Annotated in this window: 12 protein-coding genes; 9 read left to right on the top strand and 3 right to left on the bottom strand. The window is 71.1% G+C overall.

Features of this window, described 5'->3' with window-relative positions; translation table 11 throughout:
• Positions 1-55: 55 nt before the first annotated feature.
• Both F6B43_RS11395 and F6B43_RS11390 read right to left on the bottom strand, forming a co-directional pair.
• Positions 56-1,150 carry an LLM class flavin-dependent oxidoreductase gene (locus tag F6B43_RS11395; RefSeq protein ID WP_150449046.1) on the bottom strand — a complete coding sequence of 365 codons (1,095 nt, stop codon included), beginning with the start codon at positions 1,148-1,150 and terminating at the stop codon, positions 56-58.
• A 10-nt stretch (positions 1,151-1,160) separates the two neighbouring features.
• Positions 1,161-1,520: a cupin domain-containing protein gene (locus F6B43_RS11390; RefSeq protein WP_150449045.1), complete on the bottom strand. Its 360-nt coding sequence runs from the start codon at positions 1,518-1,520 to the stop codon at positions 1,161-1,163.
• Positions 1,521-1,583: 63 nt separating this feature from the next.
• Between F6B43_RS11390 and F6B43_RS11385 the strand changes: the two genes are divergently transcribed.
• Entirely contained in the window at positions 1,584-2,591 is a 1,008-nt protein-coding gene (locus F6B43_RS11385; protein WP_150449044.1) for a phosphotriesterase family protein, read from the top strand.
• Between the two features lie 26 nt (positions 2,592-2,617).
• On the opposite strand, the gene F6B43_RS11380 is transcribed toward F6B43_RS11385, so the two are convergent.
• Entirely contained in the window at positions 2,618-4,000 is a 1,383-nt protein-coding gene (locus tag F6B43_RS11380; RefSeq protein ID WP_170285633.1) for an amidohydrolase, read from the bottom strand.
• A gap of 52 nt (positions 4,001-4,052) precedes the next feature.
• Between F6B43_RS11380 and F6B43_RS11375 the strand changes: the two genes are divergently transcribed.
• Genes F6B43_RS11375 through F6B43_RS11340 form a run of 8 tightly spaced genes read left to right on the top strand, consistent with a single transcriptional unit; the run spans position 4,053 to position 16,580 of the window.
• Positions 4,053-5,030 (top strand): NAD(P)/FAD-dependent oxidoreductase, encoded by a 978-nt coding sequence (locus tag F6B43_RS11375; RefSeq protein ID WP_170285632.1) that lies wholly within the window; start codon positions 4,053-4,055, stop codon positions 5,028-5,030.
• On the top strand, positions 5,027-7,102 hold the full coding sequence (locus F6B43_RS11370) for a hydantoinase/oxoprolinase family protein (RefSeq protein WP_150449041.1): 2,076 nt from the start codon (positions 5,027-5,029) through the stop codon (positions 7,100-7,102). The genes F6B43_RS11375 and F6B43_RS11370 overlap by 4 nt, the downstream gene beginning before the upstream one ends.
• Positions 7,099-8,724: a hydantoinase B/oxoprolinase family protein gene (locus tag F6B43_RS11365; protein WP_170285631.1), complete on the top strand. Its 1,626-nt coding sequence runs from the start codon at positions 7,099-7,101 to the stop codon at positions 8,722-8,724. Before F6B43_RS11370 ends, F6B43_RS11365 begins: the two co-directional genes overlap by 4 nt.
• Positions 8,725-8,772: 48 nt before the next feature.
• Positions 8,773-9,639, top strand: a complete 867-nt coding sequence (locus F6B43_RS11360) for an urea amidolyase associated protein UAAP1 (protein ID WP_150449039.1) — start codon at positions 8,773-8,775, stop codon at positions 9,637-9,639.
• Positions 9,640-9,656: 17 nt separating this feature from the next.
• Positions 9,657-10,358 carry an urea amidolyase associated protein UAAP2 gene (locus tag F6B43_RS11355; protein WP_150449038.1) on the top strand — a complete coding sequence of 234 codons (702 nt, stop codon included), beginning with the start codon at positions 9,657-9,659 and terminating at the stop codon, positions 10,356-10,358.
• Positions 10,355-13,990: an urea carboxylase gene (uca, locus tag F6B43_RS11350; RefSeq protein WP_150449037.1), complete on the top strand. Its 3,636-nt coding sequence runs from the start codon at positions 10,355-10,357 to the stop codon at positions 13,988-13,990. Before F6B43_RS11355 ends, uca begins: the two co-directional genes overlap by 4 nt.
• Positions 13,987-15,672, top strand: a complete 1,686-nt coding sequence (gene atzF, locus F6B43_RS11345; protein ID WP_150449036.1) for an allophanate hydrolase — start codon at positions 13,987-13,989, stop codon at positions 15,670-15,672. Before uca ends, atzF begins: the two co-directional genes overlap by 4 nt.
• Complete coding sequence (locus F6B43_RS11340) at positions 15,669-16,580, top strand: N-acyl homoserine lactonase family protein (protein WP_150449035.1); 912 nt, start codon at positions 15,669-15,671, stop codon at positions 16,578-16,580. The genes atzF and F6B43_RS11340 overlap by 4 nt, the downstream gene beginning before the upstream one ends.
• The last annotated feature ends 15 nt before the right edge of the window (positions 16,581-16,595 follow it).

Genomic DNA, 16,595 nt, shown 5'->3' with positions numbered 1-16,595 from the left:
CTGCGGACTTTTGTGTGGCTGGAGCGCTCGGCTCCAGCCGGGTGACCAGAGGGAATCAGTGCGGGTCGGCTGCGCGCAGACCGCGTGCGACAAGCAGGGGCAGGATGTCGCGCTCGAAGCGCGCCATCCCCTCCTCCCAGAGCGGCCAGCCCAGCAGACATCCGTCGATCCCGACGTCTGCGAGCCATTCGAGCCCGTCCGCGACCTGCGCGGCGGTGCCCACGAGCGGGACTCCGCCATCGCCCGCGACCCAGTTGAACCGCCGCGCCGCCGTCGAATTGTCACCTGCGACGGCCGCCTCCACGCCCATGATCGTCAGGGCGTTGATCGCGGCATCGTGCATTCCGTGCTCCTGCGCGTAGAAGTGCAGGAAGTCCTGCGCGTCCTGCTCGGTCTCGCCGTCGACGACGTAGCCGAACGTCCACACCTCGATCTCGCGGTCGAACCGCTCGCGCGCCTGCCGCTTGATATCGGCGACCTGCTCCGCCGCCGCGTCTCGGTCGTCGCGCAGCTTGACGTAGATCACGTCGGAGTTCTGCAGTGCGAAGTCGAGTCCGCGCCCCGACATCGCGGCGTTCATGATGCGGGGGCGTTCGCCCAGCGGCTTCGGCATAGAGAACAGCCCGCTGAGCTCGAAATAGTCGCCTGAGAAGTCGAACTCCTCCGGTTCGGTCCACAGCCGTCGCACGATCTCGATCCACTCGTCGGCCATGTCGTAGCGGGCGTCGTGCTCGAGCAGATCACCGCCGAACATCGGCATCTCGGGCCGGTACCAGCCGCCGAGCACGTTGACGCCCGCGCGACCGCCCGTGACATGGTCGATCGTGGCGAGCTGTTTGGCGGCCATCACCGGGTGCACGATCGGCATCGAGACGGTGGCGAAGATGCGCGCCGAGGTCGTCACCGCACCCACCGCGGCGGCCCAGGTGAGGGTCTCGTAGGCGTCGGAGTGCGGGTTGTGCTCGCCCCCGTACCCCTTCCACCGCGAGATCGGCACGATGGCCTCGAAATCCATCTGCTCGGCGGCGAGAGCGAGGTGGCGCACACGAGACCAGTCGGTCGTGAGCGCACCGGGGATCGTCGTGAAGGTGATCCCGGGCGCCAGGTTCGTGCCGAACGTCCCCAGCTGCAGCGTGTTCTTGCGGGTCATGACCGGTGAGTCACTTGTAGACGACGTACAGCTTGCGGAGCTTCTCAGTGACCGTCCACACGCCGCACCACCCGATCGGGAAGTACGCGGCGCTGCCGGCGGTGAGTTCGACGGGCTCCTCGCCGTCGCGCTGCACCGTCATCGCGCCCGACACGACGTGGATGATCTCGCCCCGGGTGAGGAACTCCCAGCGCGATGTGCCGACCTCCGATTCCCAGATCCCCGAGATCACGGTGCGATCGTCGTTGGTGAAGTCGACCCGCGAGCGGATGGTGATCAGGCCCGACAGCGGCTCGGCGCTGGGGGGTGCGAGGGGCTTGCTCTCGAGATCGTCCGAGGAGATCTCGCCGGGTCGGGTTGTCAGCGTCATGATTGGATCCTAAATCTGTTGTAATGGATCCGCAAACGGGAGCAGTGAACGCGAAGGAGAGTGATGATCGAAACCGTCCTCGGGCCGATCGACCCGGATGCGCTCGGCGTGACCTCGTTCCACGATCATCTCGCGAGCGATTCGTCGAGTCTGCGCCGCGACGGCGCCCTCCCCGCGCCGGCATCCGACCGGGTCGGCCCCGACACGATCGCCTATGTGCGCGACAACATGCTCGCCCTCGCCGACAACCTCCGGCTGGATGACGACGAGCTCCTCGTCCGCGAGCTGGCCGCGGCGACCGACGCGGGTCATCAGGCCCTCGTCGAAGCGAGCTCGTGGGGGCTGGGGCCCGGTCACGCCAGGCTTCCCGGGATCTCGCGCCGCTCGGGCGTCGCCGTGGTCAGCAGCTACGGCGCCTACATCCGCCGCACGCTCCCGGCGAGGGACGCCGACCTCGCCGAGGACGAGTGGGAGGCGCTCCTGGTGACCGCGCTCGTCGACGGCGTGCCGGGCACCGCGTACCGCGCCGGCATCCTCGGCATCATGGGGACCACGGCGGTCTTCGGAGACGAGGAGCGCGGGATGCTGCGTGCGGCGTCGCGCGCAGCGCTCACCGGTTCTGCGGCGATCACCGTGCGTCTCGACCCCGACGCGCGCAACGGGCTCGAGGTCCTCGGCGTGTGCACCGCGGAGGGCCTGCCCGCCGACCGGATCGTCTTCACGAACGCGGACGAATTCATGGATGCGCCGTACTGGTCGGACCTCGCGTCGGCCGGCGCGGTGATCGAGATGTGCTTCGGTACCGAGTTCGGCCACCCCGATCGCATCGAGAACGCCTCGGATCTCGAACGGCTCGACTTCTTCGCCGCGTTCTGCGACGCGCACCCGGCTGCCCGGCACGTGCTCGGGACGTCGATCTGGACCAAGGCGCATCTCGCCGCGCACGGCGGCCCCGGCTACGGGCACCTCGGCGCGGTGATCGCCCCGGCCCTAGACGCCCGAGGAATCCCCGCATCGAGGGTGACCGCGATGCTCGTGGACGAGCCGCGTCGCCTGCTCGATCGGGGCTGACCGCCCGCGCCCACCAGGTCGTGGGTTCAGCCCGCGTAGACCGCCCGGCCCCCCACGACCGTGCGGAAGACGGTGCCGGTGAGCAGCTCGTCGTCGCGACAGGTCAGGGGGTCGAACGAGAGCTCGGCCCAATCGGCGAGCATGCCGGGGCGCAGCATCCCCCGCTCGTCATCGGCGAAAGCCGCGTACGCGGGGTCGGTCGTGCAGGCGCGCAGGGCTTCTTCGGGGGTGAGCTGCTGCTCGGCACCGACCGGCTCCTCCTCACCGCAGACGGCGCGGGTGCGCACGAACCACATGAGCCGCAGCGGGTCGAAGGGGAAGTAGGGTCCGTCCGATCCCAGCGCGACGCGCACGCCGCCGTCGAGCCACGAGCGCAGGGGGTTCGCGCTCGCCGCCGACGCTCCGAGGGTCTCGCGCAGCCATGCGCCGTTCTGCCACTGGATCGCCGGCTGCGACGACACGAGCACGCCCATCCGGGCTGCGCGCGCGATCGTGTCGGCGGACGGCTCGAGGTACGCATGGATGAGGCGGAATCGCAGCCCGTCCAGCGGCGTCCGCGCGTCGACCCGCTCGAACGCGTCGAGCGCGAGCCGCATCGCGGCGCCGCCGATGGCGTGCACGCCGAGCGCCCACCCCCGTGTGGCGCAGAAGTCGGCGATCTTCTCGAGCTCGTCGGGGTCGATCGCCTGGATCCCGGTGACTCCCGTGGCCGGCCACGGCTGTTCGCGGAGGGCCTGCTGGCGCTTGCCCTCGCCGTCGACGTACACCTTCAGTGCTCCGAAAGAGAGGATGCTGTCGCCGAATCCGCTCCCGATCCCGAGGCCCCCGACGCGCGCGATCACCTCGTCGGGCGAGATCAGGTGATCGCGCAGGCCCTCGAAGTACGGCATCGCGGTGACGCGCAGCGTGAGCTCGCCCGCGGCGTGGGCCTGCTGGTAGACGCGGAGGGCGTCGGCCGTGGCCCACGGGTCGGCGACGCCGGTGATGCCGAGCGCGTGCAGCAGGGGCTGAATGCGGCGCAGGCCCTCGCGTCGCTCGAGGTCGGTCGGTTCCCCAGCCGGCCAGTCGGGTTCGAGCGCGGTGTCGGCCATGACCCGCTGGAACTCGTCGAGCGTCGGCTCGCTGTCGCGCAACAGGTCGACGACTTTGATGCCGCCGCGCTGCAGGTAGAAGTGCGAGTCGATGAACCCGGGCACGATGCATCCCGCAGCGGACTCGACGGGTGCGGCGATACCCGCTGCGTGGGCGGCCACCTCGGCGGTCACGGCCGCCAGCGACCCGACGGCGACGATGCGCTCACCCTGCACCGCGATCGCCTCCGCGCGCGGATTGCGCGGATCCATGGTCACGACCTCGCCGGCGATGATCCGAATCGGAAGCACGGAGGGGGGATGAGTGTATGGATCCATGTGCGCTAGTTTAGGATCCATTCTTGTCCTTCCCGTCCCTCGAAGGAGTTCCGTGCGTTCCGTGGTCGTCGTGGGTGCCGGCGTCATCGGCCTGAGCTGCGCACTCGTCCTGAGTGAGCGCGGGTGGTCGGTCACGGTGATCTCGCGTGACGATGTCGGGAGCGCATCGGTCGACGGGAGCGCATCGGTCGCCGCCGCTTCGCTCTGGGCCCCGACGCTCGTCGAGCGTTCTGAACGGGTCCGCCAGTGGGCGTACGTCACGCTCGCCGAACTCCGCAGGATCGCGGCTGCCGAGCCCGAAGCGGGCATTCGTGAGCAGGCGGCTCTCACGCTCGGCGAGGCGGCCTGGACACCGGATCCCTGGATGCGCGGGTTCGGCGGACCCGTCCGGGATGCCCGCGCCGACGAGCTCCCGGTCGGCTACGGCGCCGGTGCCGTCTCGGTGGTCCCGCTGATCGACACCGCCCGCTACCTGCCCTGGCTGCACGCTCGATGCCGTCGATCGGAGGTCGAGGTCGTGCACCGCGACGCGCGGTCGCCCGCCGATGCCGCACCCGATCTCATGCACGGGACCCCCGTCGTGATCGCCGCGGGCTTCGGGTCGGGTGCCCTCGTCGACGATCCGTCGCTGACCTCCGTGCGCGGGCAGATCGTACGGATGACCAACCCTGGACTGACGCGGACTGTGATGGTGCGCGACGGCGCGCTCGGGCCGCTGTTCGTGGTGCCGCGGTTCGACGATGTCGTCATCGGCGGACCGTCCCAGGCCGAATCGAGCGATATCGGCTTCGACGAAGGACTCGAGCGCGATCTCGTCACCCGGGCTCGTGCCATCGCGCCGGCGCTCGACGACGCGACAGTTCTCGGCCGAGCGGTCGGGCTCAGGCCCGTGCGACCGACCGTGCGCGTCGAGCGCGAGCGCATCGGCGAGACCGATGTCGTGCACTGCTACGGCCACGGCGGCGCGGGCTATGCCCTATCGTGGGGCACCGCCGTCGCCGCCGCCGACCTCGTGGAGCAGATCGGATGACCGCGCGCCGCCACGTGATCGCCGTCGACATCGGCGGGACGCATACGGATGCCGCCCTGCTCACCGCGGCGGGCGACCTGCACGTCCACAAGGTCCGCTCGACGCCTGCCGACCCCGGCATCGCGCTGATCACGGCGATCGACGGCCTGCTCGCAGCATCCGGGCTCGCCTTCGCAGACATCGCCGCGGTCGCGCACGGCACCACGATCGCGACGAACGCGGTGATCCTCGGCGACTTCGCGCGGGTCGGGATGCTGGTGTCCGCCGGATTCGAGGACATCCTCGAGATCGGCACGCAGCAGCGCCCCGATCTGTACGACCCGTGGCGGGGCAAGCCGGCACCGATCGTTCCCCGCGCGCGGGTGCACGGCATCGCCGAGCGCGTGGCGTCGGACGGCGCGGTGGTCGTCGCGCTCGACGAAGATCAGGTGCGCGCGGCCGCCCGCGCTCTCGCATCCGAGGTCGATGCCGTGGCGATCGTCTTTCTCTTCTCGTTCGCCGACCCCACCCACGAGCGCCGCGCGGCCGAGCTGGTGCGTGAGGAGCTGCCCGGCATCCCCGTGACGATCTCGTCGGTCGTCGCCCCCGAGTTCCGGGAGTATCCCCGTGCGGTCACCACGGCGCTCAACGCCGCGCTCCTCCCACGGAGCGGCGGGTACATCGACCGACTCGACGCGCGGCTGCGCGATCGGGGCTTCGCGGGCGCGTTCCAGCTCATGACATCGACCGGGGGCGTCGTGCCGGCTTCGGTCGCGAAAGAGATCCCGGTCAGCCTGCTGGTCTCCGGCCCCGCAGCCGGCGCGGTCGCCGCCGCGGAACTCGGCCGTCGGCTCGGCGAGCGCGATCTGGTGATGCTCGACGTCGGAGGCACGAGTGCCGACGTCGCCCTGATCGAAGCCGGACAGCCGCACCGCCGGTACCGGGGCGAGGTCGCGGGCATGCCCGTCGCGCTGCCGCAGCTGGATGTGCTGCCGATCGGCGCCGGGGGAGGATCACTCGCGCGCGTCGACGATTTCGGGGCGCTGCGCGTCGGGCCCGACAGCGCCGGAGCCGATCCGGGGCCGGCCGCTTACGGCGTCGCCGAGACCGCGGCGCTCACCGACGCGCACATCGTGCTCGGCTCGATCGACCCCGGCGGGCTGCTCGGCGGGAGACTGCCGCTTCAGCCGGAGCGGTCGCGCGCGGCGATCGAACGGCATGTGGCCGCGCACCTCGGGGTCGGTGCCGAGGCTGCGGCGGGCGCCGCGGTACGGATTGCCGACGGCAAGATGGCGGACGCGCTGAGACTGGTCACGGTCGGTCGAGGATTCGACGTGCGCCGTTGTGCGCTCATCGCGTTCGGCGGTGCCGGGCCCCTGCACGCGTGTGCGATCGCCGACGACCTCGGGATCGGACGCGTCATCGTGCCGCGCTACCCCGGACTCACCTCGGCGCTCGGACTCCTGATGGGCGACGGCAGTCATGAGCTGCGCCGCACCTACGTGGCGCCGTTCCGCGCGATCGACCACGATCGCCTGGACGTGATCATCGGCGAACTCATCCGCGAGGGCACGGACGCACTCGGAGACGGCGCCGAAGCGCCCACGCTGAGCCTCGATCTCGATCTGCGATTCGCGGGGCAGGCATACGAACTCACCGTGCCGGTCTCGGAGGACTGCTCCTTCGGACCGGACGACCTGGATCGCGTCGAAGGCGCTTTCCGGGCGGCGCACGAATCCGCGTACGGACACTCGTGGCCGCACAGCCCGGTGGAGCTGGTGACCGTCCGGGTGCGGGCGCGCGTGTCACGCGTGGCCGTGGACTGGATCGGCGGCGACACGCGCGCGCCGATCGATGCACCGGAGTCGATCCGCAGGGGATGGACGTCATCGGGGCAGCCCGTGGACTACCGCGTCCTGGACCGTGCCGCGGTGACGGTCGGGCTGGCCGGGCCCGCGCTGATTCAGCAGACCGATACGACGACCCTCATCCCGCACGGCTGGTGGGTCGCTCGCGTCGACGGCGTCGGCATGGTGCTGGAGCGGATGCCCGAACAGGGCGCGGAACGAATGCCGCAGGGGGATCGCTCATGAGGGTCGCCGACGTCGCCGTGCGCGAACTCCTGTGGAACGGATTCCAGGCCGTCGTCGACGAGATGTCGCTGCTGCTGCAGCGCAGCTCGTTCTCGCCGATGATCCGCGAGATGCTCGACTTCTCGTGCGGCTTCCTCGATCCCGACGGTCGCCTGGTGGCCGACTCCAACCTCATCCCCGCTCAGGCGGGCACCCTCGAATTCGCGCTCGCCGGAGCCCTCGCCCTGACCGGACCGCTCGCCGAAGGCGATGTCGTCCTCACGAACGACCCGTACTCGGGGGCGACCCACCTTCCGGACGTCGAGGTGTTCGCGCCCGTGTTCTCCGGGGGGAGGCTCCTCGGCTACGTCGCCACCGTCGCCCATCACGTCGATATCGGCGGTGTCTCTGCGCGCAACCGCGGCACCGTCCCCGGCCACGAGGCATCCCGCGACATCTTCGAAGAAGGCCTCCAGCTGCCGCCGGTCAAGCTCTCCGCGGGTGGCGTCCGAAACGACGCCCTCTGGGACGTGCTGCTGCGCAACGTCCGCGATCCCGAGTCCGTCGAGGGTGACGTCACGGCGCAGCTCTCGGCCTGTCGCCGCGGGATCGCGCGCGTTCGCGAACTCGCCGCGCGTCATGGCGCCGACACCGTCGGCGCAGCGATGGCCGACCTCATCGACGACACCTCGGCTCGAGCCGTTGCGCTCCTGCGCTCATGGCCGGAGCGAGAGGTGACGGCCGAAGGATTCCTCGACGGCGATGGCCTCAACTACCGTGAACCGCTGCGAGTGAGCGTGCGACTCGCGATCCGTGACGGTCGGATGCTCGTGGATCTGACCGGCTCGTCGGCGCAGACGTCCGGCACGTTCAATGTGCCGCTGTCGAGCACCTACTCCGGCCTCTACTACGCGCTCCGCTGCTTCCTCGGTGCCGGAGTCCGTCAGAACCACGGGTACATGCGACACGTCGAGGTCGTCGCCCCGCTCGGCTCGCTCTTCAACCCCCGGCGACCGGCTGCCGTGGTCTCGCGGCACATGCCCGTCCAGGTCCTCACCGACGCGGTGTTCCGCGCGCTGGGCGAGCTGATGCCCGATCGCGCGGTCGCCGCAAGCCACGTCTCGTTCCCCGTGCTCCTCATGCGTGCCGCGGATCCGCGCACGGGGGCGACCAAGACCCTCATGGACACGGTCGGAGGTGGCGGGGGCGCCCGCGCCGGACTCGACGGTGACGACGGCATCGATTCGTACACGTCGAACTGCGCGCTGATCCCGGCCGAGGTCATCGAGCTCGAGTACCCCTGGCGAGTGCGCGCGTGCGAGCTCGTGCCCGAGACCGGCGGCAGCGGGCGCTGGCGCGGCGGACTCGCCGTGCGACGAGACTACGAGCTCCTCGCCGACGTGGCGACCGGACGCGTGGCATCGGAACAGCGTCTCGCCGAGCACGGCGCGCGCGGCGTCGCCGGGGGTGGACGGGGCAGCCCCGCCACGGTAGCCGTGCGACGCGTCGGTGCGGAGTGGGTGGACGTCGGCATGGACGCGTCGTCGCTGGTTGCGCATCGGGGCGACATCATCCGCGTCACGGCAGCCGGCGGCGGCGGGTACGGTCCTCCCGGAGACGAAGACAAACTTGGATCCATGTAGGCTGGTTTAGGATCCATTCACCTGATCCGATGAGCCGAGGGGGCGCAGATGACGGAACGCAGCGACGAGTCGGACGGCGGCGCCGCACGCGTGCTGGCAAGCGTCGGAGCAGCGCGTGCCGACGCCCGCGCGCAGAGCGCGCTCGTCTCGGAATGGATGCCGTATCTTCCCGCTGCGCAGACCCCGTACCCGCCGAACGGGGTCGACCCCGACGCGCTGACGTGGGCCGAGACGGTTGCTCCCGGCGGCTACACCCACCTGCGGGTGGCGCGGGGGACCCGCATCCGATTCGACGACCCGACCGGCGACGCGTGCGCGCATCTCGTGCTCTTCAACGCCGTCGAGCCGGGCGAGCGGCTCAACGTCGCCGACACGCAGAAGATCCCCTGGCAGGCCTATCTGGGCGAGGGCCACCCCCTGTTGTCCGGCGATGGGCGCGTGCTCGCCACCATCGTGGCCGACACCTCCGAGCGGCACGACGCGTTCTGCGGCACGAGCAGCGACGCCTGGAACGAGCGCCGGTACGGCGACGCCGCCCCCGAAGGGCCCTCACCGTCGGGTCGCGGCCTGCTGGAGCTCGCGGCGACCAAGCACGGGCTGGAGCGCCGAGACCTGCCGCCGTCGATCTCGCTGTTCCAGGGCGTGCGTGTCGACGACGACGGCGGCTTCGCCTGGCAGGGCTCCGCCGGCGCCGGCGGGTCGGTCGAGATCCTCGCCGAGCTGCCCCTGATCGTCCTCGTGGCCAATGTGCCGCATCCGCTCGATCCGCGCACCGACTACATCGTCGGTGCGCTCCGTGTGCATGCCTGGCGCGATCGTGCCACGGATGCCCGTGACCCTCGGTTCGCCCGAACGCCCGAACTGCGCAGGGCCTACCTCAACACGATCGCCTACGCCGAAGCGGCCGGGCTCTGAGCGGGGAGGCCGCACCCATGACGATCATCACGACCGTTCCCGAGCGCCCCGTCTACGCGCCCGGATCGCCCCTCGAGTGGGGCGCGCCCCTGTCGGCGGGCGAGATCGTCCGCGACGACCGGGTCGCCCCGCGCGCTCCCTGGTCGGCCATCGTGTCGGCGGGCGACGTGCTCACGATCGTCGACGTGGGCGGCAATCAGTCCGCGGACTGCCTCCTCTTCGACGCGCATCGCACCGACGAGCGCTACAGCGTGCCCGATACGCTCGCGTGGCAGGGGAACGCCTACGTGCGCGAGGGCACCGTGCTGCGCAGCAACCTCGGCGGCGCGCTCATGACGGTGGTCGGCAACGAGGTGGAGCGCCAAGACACGATCGGCGGCGCGTGCAGCCGCGAGTCCAACACCCTCCGCTACGGCCCCCACACCGCCTACCACCACGCCTGCCGAGAGAACTTCCTCGCCGAGGCGGGGCGCCACGGAATGGGCGTGCGCGACCTGGTGTCGAACCTGAACTGGTTCATGAACGTACCCGTCGAGCCCGACGGGTCGCTCGGCATCGTCGACGGGATGTCGGCGCCCGGCCGCCGCGTCGCGCTTCGCGCCGAGCGCGACGTGCTGGTCATCGTCTCGAACTGCCCGCAGATGAACAACCCGTGCAACGACTTCAACTGCACGCCGCTGCGCATGATCGTGACGCGCGTGATCGAGACACCGGAATGAGCGGCGGCTTCGACACGCTGCTGATCGCCAATCGGGGCGAGATCGCACGGCGGATCATCCGCAGCGCGCGAGAGATCGGCATCCGCACGGTCGCCGTCTACTCCGACGCCGATCGCGCCGCGCCGCACGTCCGCGAAGCCGATCACGCCGTGCGGCTCGGGCCGGCGCCGGCACGCGAGTCGTACCTCCGTCTGGACGCGCTCCTCGAGGCCGCCGCGTCTGCGGGGGCAGGGGCGGTGCATCCGGGCTACGGGTTCATCGCCGAGAACGTCGAGGCGGCTCGTGCCTTCCAAGCCGCCGGAGTGACGTGGGTAGGCCCGACCCCGGATCAGCTCGCGGCCTTCGGGCTCAAGCACACTGCCCGCACTCTCGCCGAAGCCGCCGCCGTGCCGCTGCTCGCCGGCACCGGCCTTCTCGCCCATGCCGACGAGGCGGCCGCCGCCGCCGAGGTCATCGGCTATCCGGTGATGCTCAAGGCGACAGGAGGAGGCGGCGGGATCGGGATGCGCGTCTGCCTCGACGAGGCCGAGCTGCGAGCCGGGTTCGAGGCTGTCGTGCGCCAGGCAGACGCGAGCTTCGGGTCGTCGGGTGTCTTCCTCGAACGGCTCGTTCGCCCCGCGCGGCACGTCGAGGTGCAGGTCTTCGGCGACGGCGCGGGCCGGATCGCTGTCCTCGGCGACCGTGACTGCACGCTCCAGCGGCGCAATCAGAAGGTCATCGAGGAGGCGCCCGCATTCGGCCTGCCTCCGCACGTCCGAGCCTCCATGCACGACTCCGCACGCCGGCTCGCGGCGAGCATCGACTACCGATCGGCGGGGACGGTCGAGTTCGTCTACGACCCCGTCCGCGAAGAGGCGAGCTTCCTCGAGGTCAACACGCGGCTGCAGGTCGAGCATCCGGTCACCGAGGCCGTACTGGGGATCGACCTCGTGGGCCTGATGCTGCGGCTGGCTCGCGACGGGGCCGGCTCGCTCGAGCCCGAGCTGTTCGAGAAGACCTGGACCCCTCGCGGGCACGCGTTCGAAGCACGCGTCTACGCGGAGGACCCCGACCGGAACTGCGCGCCCTCGACCGGGCTGGTGACGCAGGTCCGGCTGCCCGGCGAGGGCGGGGACGGCATCGACGGCGTCCGCGTCGACGGCTGGGTGGAGGCCGGTGCAGAGATCACCCCGTTCTACGATCCCCTGCTGGCGAAGGTCGTCGCGCACGCCGACACCCGCGAGGCGGCGATGGACCTCCTCGGCGAGGCACTCGCGGCGAGCCGCATCGACGGCATCGTGACCGGGATCGGGATGCTGCGGGCCCTCACGACCGCCCCGGTCTTCCGTGCGGGGGAGCACTCCACCACGACGTTGGCCGAGACATCCGATCCGGATCCCCGCATCGACGTCCTCTCTGCCGGGACCATGACCACCGTGCAGGATCTGCCCGGCCGTCTCGGATATTGGCAGGTGGGGGTTCCGCCGTCGGGACCCATGGACGCGGTGTCGTTCCGCGAGGCGAACCTCGCCGTCGGCAATCCGCCGGGCGCGCCCGGTCTCGAGGTGACGCTGCAGGGCCCGGAGCTGCGGTTCTCGGTCGCCACCAGGATCTGCGTCACGGGGGCTCCCGCCGACATCCTCGTCGACGGGTCGCCTGTGCGGATGTGGGAGCCGATCGCGATTCCGGCGGGAGGCATCGTGCAGATCGGGCGTGCGGAAGGGCCGGGGCTGCGGCTGTTCGTCGCGGTGGCGGGCGGCATCGACGTGCCCGACTACCTCGGCAGCGCGTCCACGTTCACCCTCGGCGGTTTCGGCGGCCACGGCGGGCGCGCGCTCGCGGCCGGTGACGTGCTCCGGGTGGGTTCTTCGCTCACGGCCGGCCGCTCCGTGCCCACGCCGGCCGAGCGGCGGCCCCACCTCACGGACGAATGGGTCATCGCGGTCACCGAAGGGCCCCACGCCGCGCCCGAGTACTTCACCCGCTCAGACATCGACGAGATCTACGCGTCGCGATACGAGGTGCAGGTGAACTCGGCCCGCACGGGCGTGAGGTTGAGCGGACCCCAGCCGTCGTGGGCGAGGCAGGACGGGGGCGAGGCCGGGCTGCACCCCTCGAACATCCACGACACCCCTTACGCGGTCGGAGCGCTCGATTTCACCGGAGACACCCCGATCCTGCTCGGACCGGACGGTCCGAGCCTCGGCGGATTCGTGTGCCCCGTGGTGGTCGCCAGCGCCGACCTGTGGAAGCTCGGGCAGCTGCGCCCCGGTGACGGCGTGCGTTTCGTCGCCGTCGCCGAGAGCGGTGCCGCGTCGATCTCCCCGTCGCGCCCGCTGCTGATCGGGGCGACCCGCGGCAGTGGCACCGGCGACGGCGATGACGGCATCCTCGGTCGGATCGAGCCGATGATCGTCGACGAGGAGACCGTCCGGCCCGAGGTCACCTACCGCCGGGACGGTGACGACAACGTGCTCATCGAGTACGGCGCACAGGTGCTCGATCTCGGCCTTCGGATGCGCGTCCATGCGCTGCAGACCCGGCTGACGGAGGTGGCGCCGAAGGGCATCCTGGACGTGACGCCCGGCATCCGCTCTCTTCAGATTCATACGGATGCCGCGACTCTGCGCGCGTCGCAGCTCGTCGGGCTCCTCCGCGAGATCGAGCAGGAGCTGCCGCCGACGAGCGACCTGATCGTGCCGTCTCGGACGGTGCGGCTGCCGTTGTCGTGGGATGACCCGGCGACCCGGCTCGCGATCGAGCGGTACATGGCCGGAGTCCGCGACGACGCGCCCTGGACGCCGTGGAACATCGAGTTCATCCGGCGCATCAACGGGCTCGAGTCCGTCGACGACGTCTACCGCACGGTCTTCGACGCCGAATACCTCGTGCTGGGGCTCGGCGACGTCTACCTCGGAGCCCCCGTGGCGACGCCCCTCGACCCTCGCCACCGGCTCGTGACGACCAAGTACAACCCCGCGCGCACGTGGACGGCCGAGAACTCCGTCGGGATCGGCGGGGCGTACCTCTGCATCTACGGCATGGAGGGTCCCGGCGGGTACCAGTTCGTCGGACGCACCGTGCAGGTGTGGAATCGGTTCCGCCGCGGCGGCCTTTTCGCGGACAACCCGTGGGCGCTGCGGTTCTTCGACAGGATCGAGTGGTACCCGGTCTCGGCCGAGGAGCTGCTCGACCTGCGCGCCGAGACGGATGCGGGGCGCGGCGGGTTCGAGACGCACGATGGTACGTTCGCCATCGCTGCGCACGAGGCGTTCCTCCGTGAGAATTCGGGGTCGATCGAAGCGTTCCGGGTGCGGCAGCGGAGGGCTTTCGACGAAGAGCGAGAGCGCTGGCGACTCTCCGGCGAATTCGACAGGGCGGCATCCACCTCCGCCCCGATCGCAGCGGATGCGGTCGAGATTCCCGAGGGCGCACACGCCGTGACTGCGCCGTTCGCGGCGACGGTCTGGCAGGTCGCCGCCGGCGAGGGCGCGACGGTGACGCACGGAGAGAGGATCCTTACCTTGGAGGCCATGAAGATGGAGACAGCGGTGACGGCACCCGTCGCGGGCGATGTGCTGGCCGTGTACGTGCGATCCGGTGAGAGCGTCGCGGCCGGGCAGATCCTCGCCGCGATCGGGGCGCGGGCATGACCCGCCCGTCCGCCGTGGCGAGAGTCGCGGACGCCTACGAGCGGATCGCAGCCGTCGACCGCCCCGAGATCTGGATCACCCTGCGCGACCGCGACGACGTCCTGGCCGAGGCGACCGAGATCGACCGTCGCACCGCGGGGGGAGAGCGCCTACCGCTCGCCGGCGCGATCGCCGCCGTGAAAGACAACATCGACGTCGAGGGACTCCCCACGACCGCCGGCAGCATGGCGTACGCGTATCACCCGGATGCCGATGCCACCGCGGTCGCGCGTCTGCGCGCCGCGGGGGTCATCGTGCTGGGTAAGACGAACCTCGATCAGTTCGCGACGGGACTCGTCGGCACGCGCAGCCCCTTCGGTGCGGTCCGCAATGCGTGGAACCCCGAACGGATCTCCGGCGGTTCGAGTTCTGGATCGGCGGTCGCCACCGCGCTGGGCATCGTGGACATCGCCCTCGGGACCGACACCGCCGGATCCGGCCGGGTGCCCGCGGCATTGAACGGGATCGTGGGCGTCAAGCCCACGTTCGGTCTCGTCCCCGCGACCGGAGTCGTACCGGCCTGCCGGAGCCTCGACTGCGTCACCGTCTTCGCGAGAGACCTCGCCCTCGCCCGGCGCGCGGCCGAACTGATGTCGGGCCAGGACGGTCGCGACGTGCTCGCCCGTGCGGACGCGCCGACGCCCGGGCTGCCGGCGGTTCCGCGTGTCGCCATCCCCACTCCCGAGCACCTGCAGGGCATGGCCGACGGATGGGTCGAGGCGTTCAGAGCCACGGTCGACCGGCTCGAAGCCACCGGGGTGGAGATCGTCGAGGTCGATATCGCGCCGCTCCTCGAGGCCGCGCAACTGCTCTACGGCGGGGCGTTCGTCGCGGAGCGCACAGCCGCCGTCGGAGACTTCATCGCCGCCCACACCGACCTGATCGGCCCGGACATCGACCCCACCGTCGCCGCGATCGTGCTGGCCGGCGCCGACGTGCGGGCCGTCGACTATGTGCGGGACCGCGAGCGCCTCGCGGCGCTGGGGTGGGAGGGGATGTCGAGGCTCGAAGGCACGGATGCTCTCCTCACGCCCACGACCACCTGGCATCCGAGCATCGCGGAGGTCGCTGCCGACCCGGTCGGCGCCAACAGCAGGATGGGACGCTTCACGAACTTCGCGAACCTCCTCGACCGGAGCGCGCTCGCCGTCCCCGCGGGAGTGGTCAACGGCCTCCCGTTCGGCGTGATGCTCACCGGCCCGGCTTTCGCCGACCGCCGCCTGGCCGAGTTGGCCGGTCGCCTCTCGGCGGCGGAGATCGACATCCTCGTGGTGGGGGCGCACCTGCGCGATCAGCCCCTCAACCACCAGCTCGTGGCGGTCGGCGGGTCGTTCGTCGCCGACGTGCAGACCGCGAGCATCTACCGTCTCCACGCCCTCGCGACCACTCCTGCGAAGCCGGGCCTCGTGCGGGCCGCTCAGGACGGCACGTCGATCGCCGGAGAGGTGTGGCGCCTTCCGGCGGCAGGATTCGGCGCGTTCGTCTCTTCGCTGCCGCAACCGATGGCCATCGGATCGGTGCAGCTCGCCGACGGGTCGCGGGTGTCGGGGTTCCTCTGCGAGCCGGCCGCCCTCGCCGGCGCGGCCGATATCAGCGACTTCGGCGGTTGGCGCGCCTACCTCGCGGGCGGAGCGACGGTGTGACCGGGACAGCTGCGAGCGGGACCCCCGGGGTGCACCAGGAGGCGGGCACCGCTGTCGCCCCCGAGCCGCTCGGCTGGCGCGATTCCCCGCCGCTCCGTGTCGCCGGTCGCCCGCAGAACCTCATCCCGCTCGTCGTCGGGTTCGAGGCGATCGCCGAGGCGGTGTCGGTGTCGGGCGGCAGCGGCTTCCGCTACCTCATGGAGCCCGTCACGGCCGTCGCCATCGTCTTCGACGAGGGCTGGATCCTGATCGACGGCGGATTCGATCCGTCCCGGATCCGCGATCGGGCGGTGCGCACCGCATCCTTCGACTACGAGAATTACGCGGCGATCGTGCCTTCCGGCGACCCCCTGAAGGAGCAGGTGGCGGAGGCCGGTCTGGAGTGGTCCGACCTCGCCGGCGCGGCGATCTCGCACGCGCACTTCGACCACACCGGTGCGGCGCGGCTTCTGTCGCCCGACCAGCCGCTCCTCCTCCAGCGCCGGGAGTGGGACCACGTCCGCACCGTCGAGGACCCGCGGATCAACTTCTTGTTCATCGCCGATCTCGTGCGTCCCGGCCTCCAGCCGGTCCTGCTCGAGGGTGACACGGTGCTCGCCGACGGGCTGCAGGCGATCGACACCGGCGGGCATACGCCCGGTCATCAGTCGTTCGTCGTGACCCTCCCGGATCGTACGGTCGTTCTCGCCGGCGATGCCGCCGACCTCAGGGCGAACATCGTCCACGGCCGCGCGTGCGGTTCCACCGTCGGGCCGGAAGGCGCGCGGGCGGCCCAGGTTGCGATCGAACGCCTGCGCGAGCTCGACGGTCGCCCCGGATTCGAGGTCTGGCCCGCGCACGATCCCGAGTGGGAGCCGTGGCGACGGGTCATCGACCGGGTGGCCGGTCCGGCCGCCGGCGCCCTGTGAGGGCGCGCAGCACGG

Source organism: Microbacterium rhizomatis (assembly GCF_008710745.1).
GTDB lineage: Bacteria > Actinomycetota > Actinomycetes > Actinomycetales > Microbacteriaceae > Microbacterium > Microbacterium rhizomatis.
The sequence above is the reverse complement of the archived record's forward strand: the minus strand, read 5'-3'. Positions and strand labels throughout refer to the sequence as shown.

Bases quoted from the DNA above. Each gene is read 5' to 3' on its own strand.
- F6B43_RS11395 (WP_150449046.1), bottom strand. From the start codon at position 1,150: ATGACCCGCAAGAACACGCTGCAGCTGGGGACGTTCGGCACGAACCTG.
- F6B43_RS11390 (WP_150449045.1), bottom strand. From the start codon at position 1,520: ATGACGCTGACAACCCGACCCGGCGAGATCTCCTCGGACGATCTCGAG.
- F6B43_RS11385 (WP_150449044.1), top strand. From the start codon at position 1,584: ATGATCGAAACCGTCCTCGGGCCGATCGACCCGGATGCGCTCGGCGTG.
- F6B43_RS11380 (WP_170285633.1), bottom strand. From the start codon at position 4,000: ATGGATCCATACACTCATCCCCCCTCCGTGCTTCCGATTCGGATCATC.
- F6B43_RS11370 (WP_150449041.1), top strand. From the start codon at position 5,027: ATGACCGCGCGCCGCCACGTGATCGCCGTCGACATCGGCGGGACGCAT.
- F6B43_RS11365 (WP_170285631.1), top strand. From the start codon at position 7,099: ATGAGGGTCGCCGACGTCGCCGTGCGCGAACTCCTGTGGAACGGATTC.
- F6B43_RS11360 (WP_150449039.1), top strand. From the start codon at position 8,773: ATGACGGAACGCAGCGACGAGTCGGACGGCGGCGCCGCACGCGTGCTG.
- F6B43_RS11355 (WP_150449038.1), top strand. From the start codon at position 9,657: ATGACGATCATCACGACCGTTCCCGAGCGCCCCGTCTACGCGCCCGGA.
- uca (WP_150449037.1), top strand. From the start codon at position 10,355: ATGAGCGGCGGCTTCGACACGCTGCTGATCGCCAATCGGGGCGAGATC.
- atzF (WP_150449036.1), top strand. From the start codon at position 13,987: ATGACCCGCCCGTCCGCCGTGGCGAGAGTCGCGGACGCCTACGAGCGG.